Origin of the sequence: Aliidiomarina haloalkalitolerans (assembly GCF_003987315.1) — a bacterium.
Taxonomy (GTDB): Bacteria; Pseudomonadota; Gammaproteobacteria; order Enterobacterales; family Alteromonadaceae; genus Aliidiomarina; species Aliidiomarina haloalkalitolerans.
Genome location: NZ_PIPI01000005.1, coordinates 88,998 through 104,420 on the forward strand (window position 1 = coordinate 88,998; position 15,423 = coordinate 104,420).

General features: G+C 50.2%; 10 protein-coding genes. 8 read left to right on the forward strand and 2 right to left on the reverse strand.

Annotation, left to right across the window (positions count from 1 at the left end; translation table 11 throughout):
- The first annotated feature begins 189 nt into the window (after positions 1 to 189).
- The 7 genes from pdhR (at position 190) to CWE06_RS08230 (ending at position 10,654) form a co-directional block, all read left to right on the forward strand.
- Entirely contained in the window at positions 190 to 960 is a 771-nt protein-coding gene (gene pdhR, locus CWE06_RS08200; RefSeq protein WP_126793003.1) for a pyruvate dehydrogenase complex transcriptional repressor PdhR, read from the forward strand.
- A gap of 9 nt (positions 961 to 969) precedes the next feature.
- Positions 970 to 3,639: a pyruvate dehydrogenase (acetyl-transferring), homodimeric type gene (aceE, locus tag CWE06_RS08205; RefSeq protein WP_126793005.1), complete on the forward strand. Its 2,670-nt coding sequence runs from the start codon at positions 970 to 972 to the stop codon at positions 3,637 to 3,639.
- 10 nt (positions 3,640 to 3,649) lie between these two features.
- Positions 3,650 to 5,377 (forward strand): dihydrolipoyllysine-residue acetyltransferase, encoded by a 1,728-nt coding sequence (gene aceF / locus CWE06_RS08210; RefSeq protein WP_126793007.1) that lies wholly within the window; start codon positions 3,650 to 3,652, stop codon positions 5,375 to 5,377.
- Positions 5,378 to 5,482: 105 nt separating this feature from the next.
- Positions 5,483 to 6,907, forward strand: a complete 1,425-nt coding sequence (gene lpdA / locus CWE06_RS08215; RefSeq protein ID WP_126793009.1) for a dihydrolipoyl dehydrogenase — start codon at positions 5,483 to 5,485, stop codon at positions 6,905 to 6,907.
- 239 nt (positions 6,908 to 7,146) lie between these two features.
- A complete protein-coding gene (locus CWE06_RS08220; RefSeq protein ID WP_126793011.1) occupies positions 7,147 to 7,653 on the forward strand; it encodes a hypothetical protein in 507 nt (168 codons plus the stop codon).
- Positions 7,654 to 7,858: 205 nt separating this feature from the next.
- Positions 7,859 to 8,452: a GTP cyclohydrolase II gene (ribA, locus tag CWE06_RS08225; protein WP_126793012.1), complete on the forward strand. Its 594-nt coding sequence runs from the start codon at positions 7,859 to 7,861 to the stop codon at positions 8,450 to 8,452.
- Between the two features lie 126 nt (positions 8,453 to 8,578).
- Positions 8,579 to 10,654 carry a M13 family metallopeptidase gene (locus CWE06_RS08230; RefSeq protein ID WP_126793014.1) on the forward strand — a complete coding sequence of 692 codons (2,076 nt, stop codon included), beginning with the start codon at positions 8,579 to 8,581 and terminating at the stop codon, positions 10,652 to 10,654.
- 207 nt (positions 10,655 to 10,861) lie between these two features.
- Here the strand turns inward: CWE06_RS08230 and CWE06_RS08235 are convergent, their stop codons facing one another.
- Positions 10,862 to 12,064, reverse strand: coding sequence for an Nramp family divalent metal transporter (locus CWE06_RS08235; RefSeq protein ID WP_126793016.1), 1,203 nt, complete (start codon positions 12,062 to 12,064; stop codon positions 10,862 to 10,864).
- A gap of 38 nt (positions 12,065 to 12,102) precedes the next feature.
- Complete coding sequence (locus tag CWE06_RS08240; protein ID WP_126793018.1) at positions 12,103 to 14,631, reverse strand: zinc-dependent metalloprotease; 2,529 nt, start codon at positions 14,629 to 14,631, stop codon at positions 12,103 to 12,105.
- Positions 14,632 to 14,892: 261 nt separating this feature from the next.
- Here CWE06_RS08240 and CWE06_RS08245 point away from each other — a divergent pair, with 261 nt between their 5' ends.
- A complete protein-coding gene (locus tag CWE06_RS08245; protein ID WP_126793020.1) occupies positions 14,893 to 15,381 on the forward strand; it encodes a hypothetical protein in 489 nt (162 codons plus the stop codon).
- Positions 15,382 to 15,423 lie beyond the last annotated feature (42 nt).

The window sequence follows — 15,423 nt, forward strand, 5'->3', positions numbered from 1 at the left end:
GGTGCGTTAATTGGGTGCGTTAAACCATGGTTGCTGCAGTAAGCAAGGAGGTATGACCAATTGGGTAGCTTAGGGTGATTGGTTTTTCATGCATTCAGCGTTATAATGTCGGCCTCTGGTAAATTGGTAAGACCAATTTAATCTACTGATTCAAGCCGGATTTAACGCACCTTAAGCTACGAAGGCATTATGATTCAACGAGTTGCACAAACAAAGTTGTCCGACGTCATTGTTGCTCAAATCGAGTCAATGATCGTTGCTGGAACTTGGAGCGCGGGGCAAAAGCTGCCCTCCGAGCGCGATCTTGCTGCTCAGTTTCAGGTGTCGCGGCCGTCGTTACGCGAAGCCATTCAAAAACTCGAAGTGAAAGGGCTGGTTAATCGTCGCCAAGGCGGCGGTACATATGTGTCCGGAGCACTCGACCAACACGTCAGCGAGCCATTGTTTGAATTGCTTGCTCGGCATCCAGAGTCTCAGTTTGATTTGCTTGAATTCCGCCATGCGCTTGAAGGCGTATCGGCTTTTTATGCGGCAATGCGGGGGACCGACAGCGACCTTGAACACATTGCGCAGAGCTTCCAACATATAGCAAACGTGGCGGCAGCCCCACTCGAGCAGCAAGCGGAAGCATTAATGCAGTTTTACACCAGTATTGCCGAAGCATCACACAACGTGGTGTTGTTGCACTTAGTGCGCGGCATGCGTGATTTATTGAAAGAAAACATGCGGCGTAACCTTGCAGTCTTGTCCGAACGGAGCGACGTGCGGGAACAGCTACAAGTACACCGTCAGGCTATTGTCGATGCCATTATTGCACGCGAACCTGAAGCAGCGCGTGACGCTTGTCATCAGCATTTAGCCTATATTGAGAAAACTTTGTTACACCTGAATCGGGAACACACCCGGCTGCAGCGAGCGTTGCGGCGGAGTGAACCTTTATCGACTCCAATGGAGAAGTAAGGAATCATTATGGCAGATTTAGATCAACACGATATTGACCAACAGGAAACGCAGGAGTGGCTGGACGCCCTAGAAGCAGTGCTTGACGCTGAAGGTCCAGAACGCGCGCACTTCCTGTTAGAGCAACTGATTGATAAAGCCCGTCGCAGTGGTGCGTACCTGCCTTATCAGCCAACGACCGCGTATTTAAATACGATTCCAGTGAGCCAAGAGCCCGTCATGCCAGGCGACCATACGTTAGAAGCGCGTATTCGTGCGGCGATTCGGTGGAATGCGTTGGCCATGGTTTTACGCGCCTCGAAAAAAGAGCTTGAGCTGGGAGGTCACATTTCTAGTTTTGCTTCTTCGGCAATGTTGTACGATGTTGGTTTCAACCATTTCTTCCGAGCGCCAAGCAATGGCGACGGTGGTGACTTCCTGTTTATTCAAGGTCACGTTTCTCCGGGTATTTATGCCCGTGCTTTCCTTGAAGGCCGGATTACCGAAGAGCAACTTGACGGTTTCCGTCAAGAAGTCGACGGCAATGGTATTTCGTCATATCCTCACCCGAAATTGATGCCAGATTTTTGGCAGTTCCCGACGGTATCGATGGGTCTTGGTCCAATGCAGGCGATTTATACTGCACGCTTCCTCAAGTACTTGACCGACCGTGGCATTAAAGATTGCTCGAACCAGCGGGTTTACTGTTTCCTCGGTGACGGTGAGGTGGACGAGCCAGAAAGCTTAGGTGCTATTGGCCTCGCCACACGTGAAGGTCTCGATAATCTAACGTTCGTGGTGAACTGTAACTTACAGCGCTTAGACGGCCCGGTTCGTGGTAACGGCAAAATTATTCAAGAATTGGAAGGTACCTTCCGCGGCGCTGGCTGGGAAGTGATTAAAGTCATTTGGGGCCGCTACTGGGATCCATTGTTGTATCGCGACACCGAAGGCAAGCTGGCTGAAATTATGCAAACTAGCGTCGATGGTGAGTATCAGAATTACAAAGCCAAAGGCGGCGCTTACACGCGTGAGCATTTCTTTGGTAAGACCGAAGAAACCAAAGCCATGGTTGCCAACCTGTCTGACGAAGACATCTGGCGTTTAAACCGTGGTGGCCACGATCCAGTTAAAGTTTACGCGGCTTACCATAAAGCGGTGAACACCAAAGGTCGCCCTCAGGTCATTCTTGCGAAGACCGTAAAAGGTTATGGCATGGGTGCCGCTGGTGAAGGTAAAAACGTTGCTCACCAAGTGAAGAAAATGGATATGGATGCCATTAAACACTTCCGTGACCGTTTCAATATTCCAATTCCAGACGACAAACTCGAAGATATTCCATTCTATAAGTTTGACGAAGACAGCGATGAAATGAAGTACTTGCGCGAACGTCGCGAGAAACTCGGTGGCTTTATGCCAGTTCGTCGCGCAGAGACTAGCGTTGAACTTGAAGTGCCTTCATTGAAAGCCTTTGACGCCGTTCTGAAAGGTTCAGGTGATCGTGAGATTTCAACCACGATGGCTTTTGTGCGGGTATTAACCGCCATGCTGAAAGACAAAAAGATCGGTCAGCGCGTGGTACCAATTATTCCTGATGAAGCACGTACATTTGGTATGGAAGGCTTGTTCCGTCAGGTTGGGATTTACTCGAGCCAAGGCCAAAAGTATACCCCGCAAGACGCTGACCAAGTCGCTTACTATCGTGAAGATAAGAAAGGTCAGGTACTGCAAGAAGGGATTAACGAACTGGGTGCAATGGCGTCTTGGGTGGCAGCAGCAACGAGCTACTCGACCAATGACGAGCCAATGATCCCGGTGTATATCTACTACTCGATGTTTGGTTTCCAACGTGTCGGCGATTTAGTTTGGGCGGCAGGCGATAGCCAAGCACGTGGTTTCTTGGTTGGCGGTACAGCCGGTCGGACGACACTGAACGGCGAAGGTTTGCAGCACCAAGACGGCCATAGCCATGTTCATTTTGGTACGGTTCCAAACTGTATTACTTATGACCCAACTTATGGTTATGAAGTCGCGGTGATCGTGCAAGACGGTATGCGTCGCATGTTCGCGGAACAAGAAAACGTGTTCTACTACCTGACCGTGATGAACGAAAACTATAAACAGCCAGAAATGCCAGAAGGCGTTGAAGAAGGCATTTTGCGCGGTATCTATAAGCTTGACCAAGTCAAAGCGAAGAAAGCCAAAGGCAAAGTGCGGTTGTTAGGTTCAGGTACCATTTTGCAAGAAGTTCGCAAAGCCGCCGATATGTTGGCGAACGACTTTGATATTGAAGCGACGGTGTTTAGTGCAACGTCATTCAATGAACTCGCTCGCGATGGTTTAGACGTTGAACGTTACAACATGCTGAACCCAACTAAGAAAGAAAAGCAGGCGTACATTACCAAAGCGCTTGAGCAAGGCTCTGGCCCAGTTATCGCTGCCACTGACTATGTGAAGCTGTATGCGGATCAAGTTCGGGCATGGGTACCAGCACCTTATCGCGTCCTTGGCACGGACGGTTTTGGTCGCTCAGACAGCCGCGAAAACTTGCGTCGTCACTTTGAAGTGAATGCTCACTACATTGTGGTAGCTGCGTTGGCGGAACTAGCAAAAGCGGGTGATATCGACAAGAAAGTAGTCGCTAAAGCGATTAAAGACTTCGGTATCGATGTTGAAAAAATGAACCCACTAAACGCATAAGGAGCAAACAATGGCCGCTGAAAAAGAAGTCTTAGTTCCCGACGTTGGTGGGGATGGTGTTGAAGTCATTGAGATTTTGGTCAGTGAAGGCGACAGCGTTAATGCTGAAGACTCACTCGTGACTGTTGAAAGCGATAAGGCGTCGATGGATATTCCAGCGCCATTCGCGGGCAAAGTGACCAGTTTGAAAGTCAAAGTGGGCGACAAAATCAGTGAAGGCGATTTGCTGGCGATGATCGAAGCGGGTGACGACAGCGCTGAGGAAAAAGCGCAAGACGCACCTAAAGAAGAAGCCAAAGAAGAGCCGAAAAAAGAAGCCAAGGAAGAACCAAAAGACGAGCCAAAAGCAGAAGAAAAGCCTGCAGCAAGCAAGTCGAAGAAGTCTTCTGGTGGTTCGCAAGTAATTGAAGTCACAGTGCCGGACATTGGTGATTCAGGCGAAGTAGACGTTATTGAAGTGCTTGTGAGTGAAGGCGATGAAGTAGCCGCAGAAGACGGTTTAATTACGCTGGAAACTGACAAAGCCACGATGGACGTACCAAGCCCACAAGCGGGTAAGGTGAAGAGCCTGAAAGTGAAAGTTGGTGATAAAGTGAGCGAAGGCTCGCTGGTTCTCGAGTTGGAAATTGCGGGTGAAGACGCTGACGACAGCGATGCTGAGGAAGAGTCAGCAAGCGCAGCTGCAACGAGCGAGAGCAAAGCAGCAAGCGACGACAGTAGCGCGAGTGAGAAGCCTGCCGACAGCAGTCGCAGCGAACGCCGCGACCCACCAGTACCGGATCATCCGCTTGCCCGCAAAGGCAAAGAGGAAGGGTTAGTTCATGCGTCACCTGCGGTGCGCCGTGTGGCACGTGAGTTTGGTGTCGACTTGTCGAAAGTGAAGGGTTCAGGTCCGAAGAATCGTGTGCTGAAAGAAGACGTGCAAGATTATGTGAAGTATGAATTGTCGCGTCCGAAAGCATCGTCAGCGCCAAGTACCGGTGGTGAAGGTGGCTTGCAAGTGATTGCTCAACCGAAAGTCGACTTCAGTAAGTTTGGTGAGATTGAAAAAGTGGAAATGACGCGGATTCAGCGGATTTCCGGGCCGAACTTGCACCGCAATTGGGTCACGATTCCACATGTGACGCAGTTCGACGAAGCCGATATTACCGAGCTCGAAGCGTTCCGCAAAGCAGAGAATGAGCAACTGGCGAAGCGCAAGTCGGACGTGAAATTCACGCCGCTCGTTTTCATTATGAAAGCGTTAGCGAAAGCCTTGGCTGAGTTCCCGGTGTTTAATTCGTCGTTACATGAAGACGGTGAGCACTTGGTTATGAAGAAGTATATTCACATCGGTATTGCGGTCGACACGCCTAATGGTCTGGTTGTTCCGGTCATTCGCGACGTCGACAAAAAAGGCATTATTGAGCTGTCGAAAGAGCTTGCGGATGTCAGCATTCGTGCTCGTGATGGCAAGCTCAAAGCCGCTGATATGCAAGGTGGCTGTATGTCGATTTCGAGCCTAGGTGGTATTGGTGGTACAGCGTTTACGCCAATTGTGAACGCACCAGAAGTCGCTATTCTTGGTGTCTCGAAGAGCGATATGAAACCGGTTTGGAATGGTAAGGAATTTGAACCGCGGTTAATGCTGCCATTGAGCTTGTCATACGACCATCGTGTGATTGACGGCGCGTTAGCAGCACGGTTCACTGTGTACTTAAGCCAAGTCTTGGCAGATTTGCGCAAAATCATTCTCTAATCGGGGCATGAAACAAGACGTACCGAGATTTTCTCGGTACAATATTGCGCGAAAATTGAATTGTATGGCTGGCGCAGCAGCTGGCGGTAAACAATAGGGGTCAACATGAGCAACGAAATTAAAACACAGGTCGTCGTTTTAGGTGGCGGACCAGGTGGTTATTCAGCAGCATTCCGTGCAGCTGATTTAGGTCTAGAAGTCGTTCTGGTCGAACGCTACAAATCTCTTGGCGGTGTTTGTTTGAACGTCGGCTGTATTCCTTCAAAAGCGCTGCTGCACTTAGCGAAGCACATTGAAGATGCCAAGCATTTAGGCGACGCTGGCGTTACTTTTGCCGAGCCAAAAATCGACTTGGACAAAATCCGTGCGCACAAAGAAAAAGTTATCGGTCAGTTGACTGGCGGCTTAGGCCAAATGTCGAAAATGCGTAAAGTGAAAGTTGTCACCGGTAAAGGTGAGTTCACAGGCGCAAATGAACTGAAAGTTTCTGGCGACGAAGAAACCGTGATCAAGTTTGAAAATGCAATTATCGCTGCGGGTTCTCAGCCAGTTGAATTGCCGTTTATTCCGCATGACGACGAGCGTATTTGGGACTCAACTGACGCCCTCGAATTACCATTCGTACCGAAGAAAATGTTGATTTTGGGCGGTGGTATTATCGGTTTAGAAATGGGTTGTGTATACAGCGCATTGGGTTCAAAACTCGATGTCGTCGAGTTCATGGACCAATTAATCCCAGCGGCCGACAAAGACTTGATCAAAGTTTTCACCAAATCGATGAAGTCGAAGTTCGACAACATCATGCTGGAAACCAAGGTCACGAAAGTTGAAGCGAAGAAAGACGGCATCGAAGTCACTTTCGAAGGCAAAAACGCACCAGAGAAACCGGTTAAATATGACGCGGTACTCGTTGCGGTTGGCCGTACGCCGAATGGCAAGAAAATTGGTGCCGAAAAAGCGGGTGTTAAGGTCACTGACCGTGGCTTCATCGAAGTCGATAAGCAATTACGCACGAACGTTGACCACATTTTCGCGATTGGCGATATTGTTGGTCAGCCAATGTTGGCACACAAAGCAGTCCACGAAGGTCACGTCGCTGCGGAAGTTATTTCCGGTAAGAAGCATTACTTCGACCCGAAAGTTATTCCTTCAATTGCTTACACTGACCCAGAAGTTGCATGGGCTGGCTTAACTGAGAAAGAAGCAAAAGAGCAGGGTATCGCGATTGAAACCGCAGTGTTCCCATGGTCTGCTTCTGGTCGCGCGATTGCGTCAGGCGCAACCGACGGCTTTACCAAGCTGATCTTCGACAAAGAAACTCATCGTATTCTTGGTGGCGCCATGGTTGGTGCTCACGCCGGTGAATTGCTTGGTGAAATCTGCCTTGCAGTTGAAATGGGCGCTGATGCGGAAGATATCGCACTCACCGTGCATGCTCACCCAACGCTGCACGAATCCGTTGGTTTAGCGGCGGAAGTGATGGAAGGTTCAATTACGGATCTGCCAAACAAAAAAGCCAAGAAAAAGTAAGCAACAACTTGGTTCGCTAAGAACCTAACCGTTGTACTAAAACCCACCGACTCTTTGTCAGAGCGGTGGGTTTTTTGTTGTCTTTGACAGGCCTATTCTTTTGGTAAATGCCTGAGAGCAGCGGTTGTTGAGCTGAAAATTTAGCCTATTCAGCGGTTAATTTGTAACAAAATGTCACTAGCCGTTGTAGCCTTGTTAATGGGTTGTTAAGGTGTCGACCTCACAAGGGGGATGTAACCATGAAATTAATCAAACTATTGGCAACAGCGGCGGTTTGCGTCGCTTTTATGAGTGGCTGCGCAAGCTCCGGTTCTGGAACTACGGCAAATAGCACAGTCACGGCACAACCGCAGCAAGTGTCTATTCCAGAATACGTTGCGTTTCTTGACAACCTGCACAACTCCATTCAAGACGGCGAGCCGCGTCAACTGACGCAGCGTGAGTTAAACCAGTTCAATAATATTCAGGACAACCTACGCGCATTAATCGGTAACCGCACCGATGTTGAGCAAATGAACTCGGACGAGAAGCAGCGTTTGTTCAATTTGCATGAGCGCTTACAAGCTTTAGTGATGGGTGATGACTCGCAACAGGTTGTTTGTCGCTCTGAACGCCAGACCGGTTCGCACATGCGGACAACTCGGTGTGTGACGCGCGCGCAACTTGAAGAAGAGCGCCGCCGTAACGGTGAGTTTTTCGACCAGGTTTTAGGTTCCGGTATGGCGCCTCTGCCACGCAGCAACTAAAAGCACGCAGTAACTAAAAGCACCAGAAAACTTCGAAAACGCACTCATTTGAGTGCGTTTTTGTTATTAGCGATTAGAATTTGAGTGCTTAAAATTCTTTTCACGAATACAGCTATCGATTTTTCCCCGCCCAGGCATGCGGCAATTTGGTCCTAACACTGGTATAATTCGCGCTCACCCAGGTTGATTAAGAGTGGTAGTCAGCATGACCAACATTGCCGAAATGAAAATTGCCGCGGAAACGCGATTACCAACTAAGTTTGCTGAGTTCAAATTGGTTGGCTTTGAAGACCCAAAAGGGAAAGAGCATGTCGCTCTGGTCCTTGGTGATGTTACGACAGCAGAGCCCGTGTTAGCGCGCGTTCATTCTGAATGTCTAACCGGTGATGCACTGTACAGCCAACGCTGTGACTGTGGTCCGCAACTTGAGGCAGCGATGGCGAAAATTGCTGACGCTGGACGCGGCGTGATTATCTATTTGCGCCAAGAAGGGCGGGGCATTGGTCTGATCAACAAAATTCGTGCCTATGCTGAACAAGACAAAGGCCTCGACACCGTCGAAGCCAATGAAATTCTGGGTTTTGCGCCGGATGCTCGCGAATACGATATCGCCGCAGGGATGTTAGAAAAACTGGGCGTGAAGTCGCTAAGACTGATGACCAACAACCCGAAAAAACTCGAGAAGCTTGCCGAATGTGGCGTTAACGTCGTTGAACGTTTGCCACATATCACCGAAGGCACACCGCATAACGAGTATTATTTAGCGACCAAGAGCAAGAAATTCGGCCACATGCTGTAATTTGCGGTAAAGCTCGGGTCAGAGGCGGCTGCGAGCTTTGCTAAATCGCTAACAAAGTCTTACACTAGTTCCCGTTTGTACAATCTTTTAACAACTACCTAAACGTTAAAATCAGGCGGGACCCCTATGAAAAAGGTAACACTAGTTGCCGCGAGTATTGCATTGGCTTTAGGCCTTGCAGCTTGCTCACCAGCGCAACAATCAGCAGATCAAAATAACAACCAACAGCAATCTGCCCAACCAGCACAGCAACTGACTTCTGGCCTCATGCTGGAAGATTTCGACATGAGCGTACGTCCACAAGACGACCTCTTCATGTTCGTCAACGGCACCTGGTATAACAACACCGAAATTCCATCTGACCGCTCAACCTACGGTGCATTCAACATTCTAGCCGAGCAAAACGAAATTCGCTTACGCGGTATTATCGAAGAAGCTGCAGAGAAAAATGCAGCGCACGGTAGCAACGAGCAGAAAATTGGTGACTTCTTCGCTTCTTTCATGAACGAAGACCTCATCGAAGAATTAGGGATTACACCTATTCTGCCGATGCTTGACCGTATCGCGGCAATTTCCAGCCACGAAGAACTGACCACGACCATGGCGTCAATGCGCCGTGACGGCCTCGGTGGTCCATTCAGCATGTACGTGTCAACCGACGCCAAAAACCCAGAAATCTACGCATTGCATATGAGTCAGTCAGGTTTAGGTTTACCAGACCGTGACTACTATTTCCGTGACAGTGAAGATTTCGAAAACATCCGTACTAAGTATGTCGAGTACTTAGAAGCCATGTTGACCGAAGCCGGTCATGACAATGCCGCAGACGCTGCTCAGCGTATTTACGACCTCGAGAAGCAGCTTGCCGAGCATCATTGGACGCGCTTAGAAATTCGTGACGCAGAAGCGCGTTACAACAAAATGACCATCGACGAAGTTCGCGCATTAATGGGCGGCATCGATTATGACGCAGTGGCCACCCTGTCAGGTGTTGACCACGCCGAGTACATCATCGTTAACACACCAAGCTACATTGAAGCGCTCGGCCAAATGTACAACGACGTCGACCTGCAAACTTGGAAAGACTACCTGCAAGTTCGTTTGCTCGGTAACTTTGCGTCGCGCCTACACAGCCGCATCGCCGATATCCAGTTTGACTTCTACTCAACCACCTTAAGTGGTACACCAGAGCAACAAGAACGCTGGAAACGCGGCGTCCAAGCCACGAATGGCGCTTTAGGTGAAGTCCTCGGCCAAGAATACGTCGCTCGTTACTTTCCACCAGAAGCCAAAGCACGCATGGGCGAGTTGATCGACAACCTGTTAGTCGCCATGGAAGAGTCAATCGAAGAACTTGAGTGGATGACCCCAGACACCAAAGTTATGGCCCTCGACAAGTTAGCCAAGTTCACCCCGAAAATTGGCTACCCAGACGTCTGGCGTGATTACTCAGACCTCGATATTCAGCCAAATGACTTAATCGGTAACACGATCCGCGTTGCAAACTTTGGTTACGACCGTAATATCGAAGATCTCGGCCAGCCAGTCGATCGCACTCGTTGGGGCATGTCACCACAAACAGTGAACGCTTACTACAGCCCAACCGCGAACGAAATCGTCTTCCCAGCCGGTATCCTGCAACCGCCATTCTTTGATATGAATGCCGACGACGCAGTCAACTACGGCGGCATCGGTGCCGTCATCGGCCACGAAATCGGTCACGGTTTTGACGACCAAGGCTCACGCTACGACGGCGACGGCAACCTCCGCAACTGGTGGACCGACCAAGATCGCGAACAGTTCGAAGCCCTAACCGGCAAACTGGTTGACCAATACTCACAGTTTGAACCACTGCCAGGCATGAACGTCGACGGCCGTGTATCACTCGGTGAAAACATCGGCGACCACGTCGGTTTGTTAAGCGCATTCCGCGCCTACCAGAAGTCACTCGACGGTCAGCCATCACCAGTCATGGACGGCTTCACCGGCGAACAGCGCTTCTTTATTAGCTGGGCGCAAATCTGGAAAATTAAGTTCCGCGACGACGCCATGCGCGCACAACTAGCCCGCGGCCCACACGCCCCAGGCAAATATCGCGCACTAGGCGCCCCACGCAACATCCCAGGTTTCTACGAAGCTTTTGATGTGCAGGAGGGGGATGGGATGTACTTACCAGAAGAGCAACGCGTCATCCTCTGGTAGGTCGCTTGTCAGAACTCCTCGCTAACGGCGTTGGAATCGGTGCGCAATCAGTCACGTACTTATATGTACGCTCCTTCAATTGCCCCGACTCCGCCTTGTTATCGAGGTTTCTGACTGCGCTCCGATAGACTAGCCGGTGCCTTTATAGGTGCCGGCTTTTTTGATCCGTGCCAGCGAAGCTAGGCCCAGCCTCACAACCTAAGCCCATCAGTTGAACGCGAACCAGAGGGTGCGGGCGCAGAGTAGGCAGGCGAACAGGAAAACGATGAAGCCAAGGAGGTTTTGTTGGCGGTTGTTGCGATACTGTCCCATGGCGCGATGATTGACCGCAAGCAGCAGGAAAAGCGCAATAAGGGGTAGTAACAGCCCATTGGTGACTTGGGCGAAAAGAATCAGTGTTAACGGACGAATTTCTAGTGACGATAGCGTCACGCCAATCAAAATAATCCCCAACCAAACCGCACGAAACCCTTTGCCATTGAGTTCGCGTGACCAGCCTAAAATGCCGGTTAAGGCATAAGCCGAGGCTAACGGTGCTGTAATGGCGGAAGAAATCCCGGCGGCAAATAGGCCCGCACCCATGAGCATTCCGGCGAAACGACCAAACACAGGTTCAATCGAGTTGGCTAAATCAGCAGGCCCCTGAATGGTGAGTTGGTGGGCAAAAAAAGCCGAGGCAGAGGTAGAAAGAATCGCTAAGGTAATTAAGCCGCCAATTGGTATGGAGGTGGCGATATCAGCGCGTGCTTCGCGCAGCGCTTGTTTGGTTTCCGTGTCTTGCCAGCGTTCGCGGGCACTATCGGCGTGTAAGAACAACGCATAGGGCACAATCGTGGTGCCAATCAGCGCCATCATGGTGAATGCACCCCCATCGGGAATACGCGGGACAAATCCGCGAACCAGCGATAACCAGTCTGGACGCGTCAGAAAAAAGGTAATTAAGAACGCCACACTCATGAGCATGACTAAACCAATAAGCGTACGCTCGACGGTTTTGTATTTTCCTTGCCAGAGGACAATAACGGCAATAGCACCGATGACGACGGCCCACAAATTAAAGGCAAACGGATGCGTACCGAGGAGCCCCTCGGCGCCAATACTAGCCCCGGTGAGGTTGCCACCTTGGTAAGCTGCGTTGCCAATGACGACAGCAGCAATGACGAGAATATAAAAGGGGAGACGCAAAGAAGGGCGCTCTATCACAGTTCGCAAGTTTTCGCCCAAGCCGCGTTGCGTCACAACACCAACCCGAGCGGACATTTCTTGCAGAATCATGGTGGCTACTATTGCAAAGGCGAGCGCCCAAACCAATGCATAACCGAAACTTGCCCCTGCCACTGAGGCGGTAACCACAGTGCCGGGGCCGATAAAGGCCGCGGCGACTAACGTGGCAGGTCCAAGTTTCAGCATTAAGCCATCCTTATGCTGCGACTGTCACTTGGACAATCTTAGCTATTAAACGCGTTGTCGATAATACGTTTAATATAGTCGTAGTGCGACGTTGCTTCAAAGTCTGAACGACGTGGCGCACGCATGGCACGAATACGATTAAGTTGAGCGGTGGCAGCCACTTTGCTCAAGTTGTCGTAACTACCACTGCCTTCGAAACCAGCAACGTTAAGTAGGCGTTGGACGTACTCAATTTGCAGGTTCTTGCTGGTGGTGGTTAACGGCTTGTTGGCTTGGAACACCGCATCAGTCAGGTCGCCCATCATTTCATGCAATGGATATTCATTACCATACCGCGTGCTGTCAGTAATCCGTTGTAATACCCAAGGGTGTAATACGTGATTAAAGACGTTACGTTGCATGTTCAAGACCATGCTGTGGAACTTCGGATCTTCGTTTTGACCAGAGTGGTTGAAGAAACGACGCTCGTTCTGCATGTAGGCAAGAACTGGCTCCATACGATGCAAGACGTCAGGTGCAAAGACATGGTCTTTCAATGCTTGCATAGCTGCTTTCTGGCGCTCGCGTGGTACTGGAGTAAATGGTTTGGCATCTGCGCCTTGACCAACCACCGCACGCTCAACGTAAACACCGCCGATTTGACGTGAGATTACGCCCGCTTGGCTTGAATATTGACCAAACAAACGGCCGGCAGTGGTCGCGGTGCGCTGATGCGAACGACCGTCTACACGGGTGCGCTCAAGCAAGTTATCAAGAGTGTGATTGACGACTTGGAAGCGACCAAGTGCATACGCCACTGGGTTTGATGACATATCGCCGATCATGACTTGCGGGTCGATGTGACGGCCCGGTGCGCGCATGTCGTCAGCGTCGTTACCGAACGCCAGACCATGTTCGTGTGAGCGGCTGAGGATAGCTTCTAAGCGCGCTTCTTCGGCGTCAGCGTCGTCAAGTGCAGGGCTGTAACCGTATTCGATAGCCCAAACGTCGTAAGGACCAACGACGTACTGATAGAAGTCACCTTGCTGCATTCCCGGCGGTGCGATATTCACTGGTGCGTAGTCCATGACTGAGCCAGTGAGTACACCTTGCGTTAAAGACGCGTCGTGTACTTCTTTCTCATCCCACAAAATCGATGCTTTCATGTTGTGGTTGAGACCTAAAGTATGACCGACTTCGTGCAGGATGACGTGAATCATACCTTGACGCAGCAGCTCATTGTCTTCAATTGATTCGTTACCAAGCAGATCCGCCATAGCGCGACCGGCAATTAGGTTTGAGTGAATCAGGTGACCTTGGCTGCAGTACAGGCCATTTTCGTCATGTTGATGCGCTAAACCATAAGCGTCGTCGGCGAAGATCTCGTGCTCCATCCAACGGTTACTCATGTAGACGTATTCCATCATGATGTCAGCAGCGATCAGCTCACCGGTCAGCGGGTTTGCTAACGATGGACCATAGCCACCGAACGGCGGACGTGGTGACGAAGTCCAACGAATGACGTTGTAATTAATGTCGCCGGCATCCCATTCTGCGTCGTCTGGCTGCACGCGAACTTCAATCGCGTTTTTGAAGCCAGCAGCTTCGAACGCTTTATTCCATGCCAACACACCTTCAGCAACGGTGTCACGCCACTCCACTGGGGTGGTGTTTTCAATCCACCAAACAATCGGCTGAACTGGCTCAGACAGCTCAGCGTCTGGGTCTTTTTTCACAAGGTTCCAACGGTTGATGACGTCGTTAAACGGCGTCCAGTCTGCGGTTGTCATGTTGGTGACTTGCTGACCGAAGTAACCGACGCGGGCATCGGCACGACGTGGTTGGAAGTCGTTTTCTGGAAGCGCGATAAACGAGTGCTGCAGCTTAATTGAAATTGAGCGCGGGTCAGTCACTGCGTTCGAGCCACGGACGGTTGGATTGGCGTTGTTGAATACATAATCAACCACCACGTCCATATTGTTCGGGTAAGCACGCTTGTTGATGACGCGTGACTGGTTACGGTTCAAATTACCCAGTGAAAATGCTGGGCCTTGGTTTCCGCCTGGGCGTGCCCAAGGCGATACGCGGTGCAGTGCTTCACTCAAGAACAACTCATCGGCGTCGAGGAGAATGCGACCGTCAGCTTCCTTCTTGATTTTCAAAGAGGCAACAGTGGCTTCACTGATGTTAGCATCGCGGGCGCGATGAAGTGCGCTGTCTTCGTCAAAGTGGAAGTTATTGTTGAGCACAACGATGTCAATGCGATCGAAGTAACGACGGAACTCAACGACTTTCGTTTCCCGGTAGTTACCACGGAAATGACCGGCTTCAACGACACCGTCTACTGTGGTTGCAAAATAAAGGAAGGGTTTGTCGAGTTGCTCATCAGCAATTGAAAACTGCATTTTTCCAGTTTTCGGATCTTGATAAAGGTTAAATAGTCCTTCGTGGGCATCAAGATCTTTAATCAGATCCGAATAACTTTTCTCTTCTTCTTTCTTCTCGCCATTTTCTTTGGCTTCTTCGGCGTAAACCAAAGGAGTCACAAGTAGTGCGGCAAGGGCTGTCGCAATCAATGTTTTCTTCATCTTTGAGTTCCCTGCATGTGGCCGTTCAATGCAGCCTTGTTGTGTGTGTTTAGGATTTAACCGTTCGATTCTAACGATAACTTAACCGAATAAACAAAAATAAGGGGTAAACAAATCTGAATTTGCGGTAAATGAATGAATATGGCGACCAAGTGCGGTGAATAGCCTATACGAGGCTCGTTCAAAGGTATCGGAGGCGGAAAGTTCTTTACTTTTTTACGCTCGGCGACTATTCTGTGTTGGTTATTTTAGGAGCAGCACATGCGCACAAATGGCCGGCTTTGGCTGGTGATTTTTATTCTGAGTACCTTGGTCACACTACCATTTGCTGGTGGTGCGACGGCGTATGGTAATACGCACACCACAGGTATTCAGCATTTAGCGCATGGGATGACGACCAGTGACACTGTTCATTCAGCGCTCGCTCCCTCCGAAAAAGCCGACGCACACTGCGAACTGATGGCAAAAATGCAGGAGCAAGTCGCGCATACCGCTGTTGCTCATGCCGCGCCTGATCACACCAGTCATAGCGCCGACAGCAATCACGATTGCTGTGACCAAGGTAGCGATTGCTACTTAAACTGCCCAGCAGACTGCGGCCATTGTGTCTCAGCAGGCCACGGTTGTATGGCTGCGTTAGTGACCCTTGAATGTCACCTCCCAAGCCCAGCACACAATGTGGCTTGGGTTGTCGAGTCTTTCTACTCGTTATTGCCTGCGCAAAACTCTCGCCCACCGATTATTGCTTAATCCAATCACTGTCATGCCAGCAACCGGAATGGTGTGCTGGAA

What these genes read in the sequence shown, in the direction of transcription:
- lpdA (WP_126793009.1), top strand. Translation starts at nt 5,483, where the DNA reads ATGAGCAACGAAATTAAAACACAGGTCGTCGTTTTAGGTGGCGGACCA.
- CWE06_RS08230 (WP_126793014.1), top strand. Translation starts at nt 8,579, where the DNA reads ATGAAAAAGGTAACACTAGTTGCCGCGAGTATTGCATTGGCTTTAGGC.
- CWE06_RS08220 (WP_126793011.1), top strand. Translation starts at nt 7,147, where the DNA reads ATGAAATTAATCAAACTATTGGCAACAGCGGCGGTTTGCGTCGCTTTT.
- CWE06_RS08235 (WP_126793016.1), bottom strand. Translation starts at nt 12,064, where the DNA reads ATGCTGAAACTTGGACCTGCCACGTTAGTCGCCGCGGCCTTTATCGGC.
- aceE (WP_126793005.1), top strand. Translation starts at nt 970, where the DNA reads ATGGCAGATTTAGATCAACACGATATTGACCAACAGGAAACGCAGGAG.
- CWE06_RS08245 (WP_126793020.1), top strand. Translation starts at nt 14,893, where the DNA reads ATGCGCACAAATGGCCGGCTTTGGCTGGTGATTTTTATTCTGAGTACC.
- pdhR (WP_126793003.1), top strand. Translation starts at nt 190, where the DNA reads ATGATTCAACGAGTTGCACAAACAAAGTTGTCCGACGTCATTGTTGCT.
- aceF (WP_126793007.1), top strand. Translation starts at nt 3,650, where the DNA reads ATGGCCGCTGAAAAAGAAGTCTTAGTTCCCGACGTTGGTGGGGATGGT.
- CWE06_RS08240 (WP_126793018.1), bottom strand. Translation starts at nt 14,631, where the DNA reads ATGAAGAAAACATTGATTGCGACAGCCCTTGCCGCACTACTTGTGACT.
- ribA (WP_126793012.1), top strand. Translation starts at nt 7,859, where the DNA reads ATGACCAACATTGCCGAAATGAAAATTGCCGCGGAAACGCGATTACCA.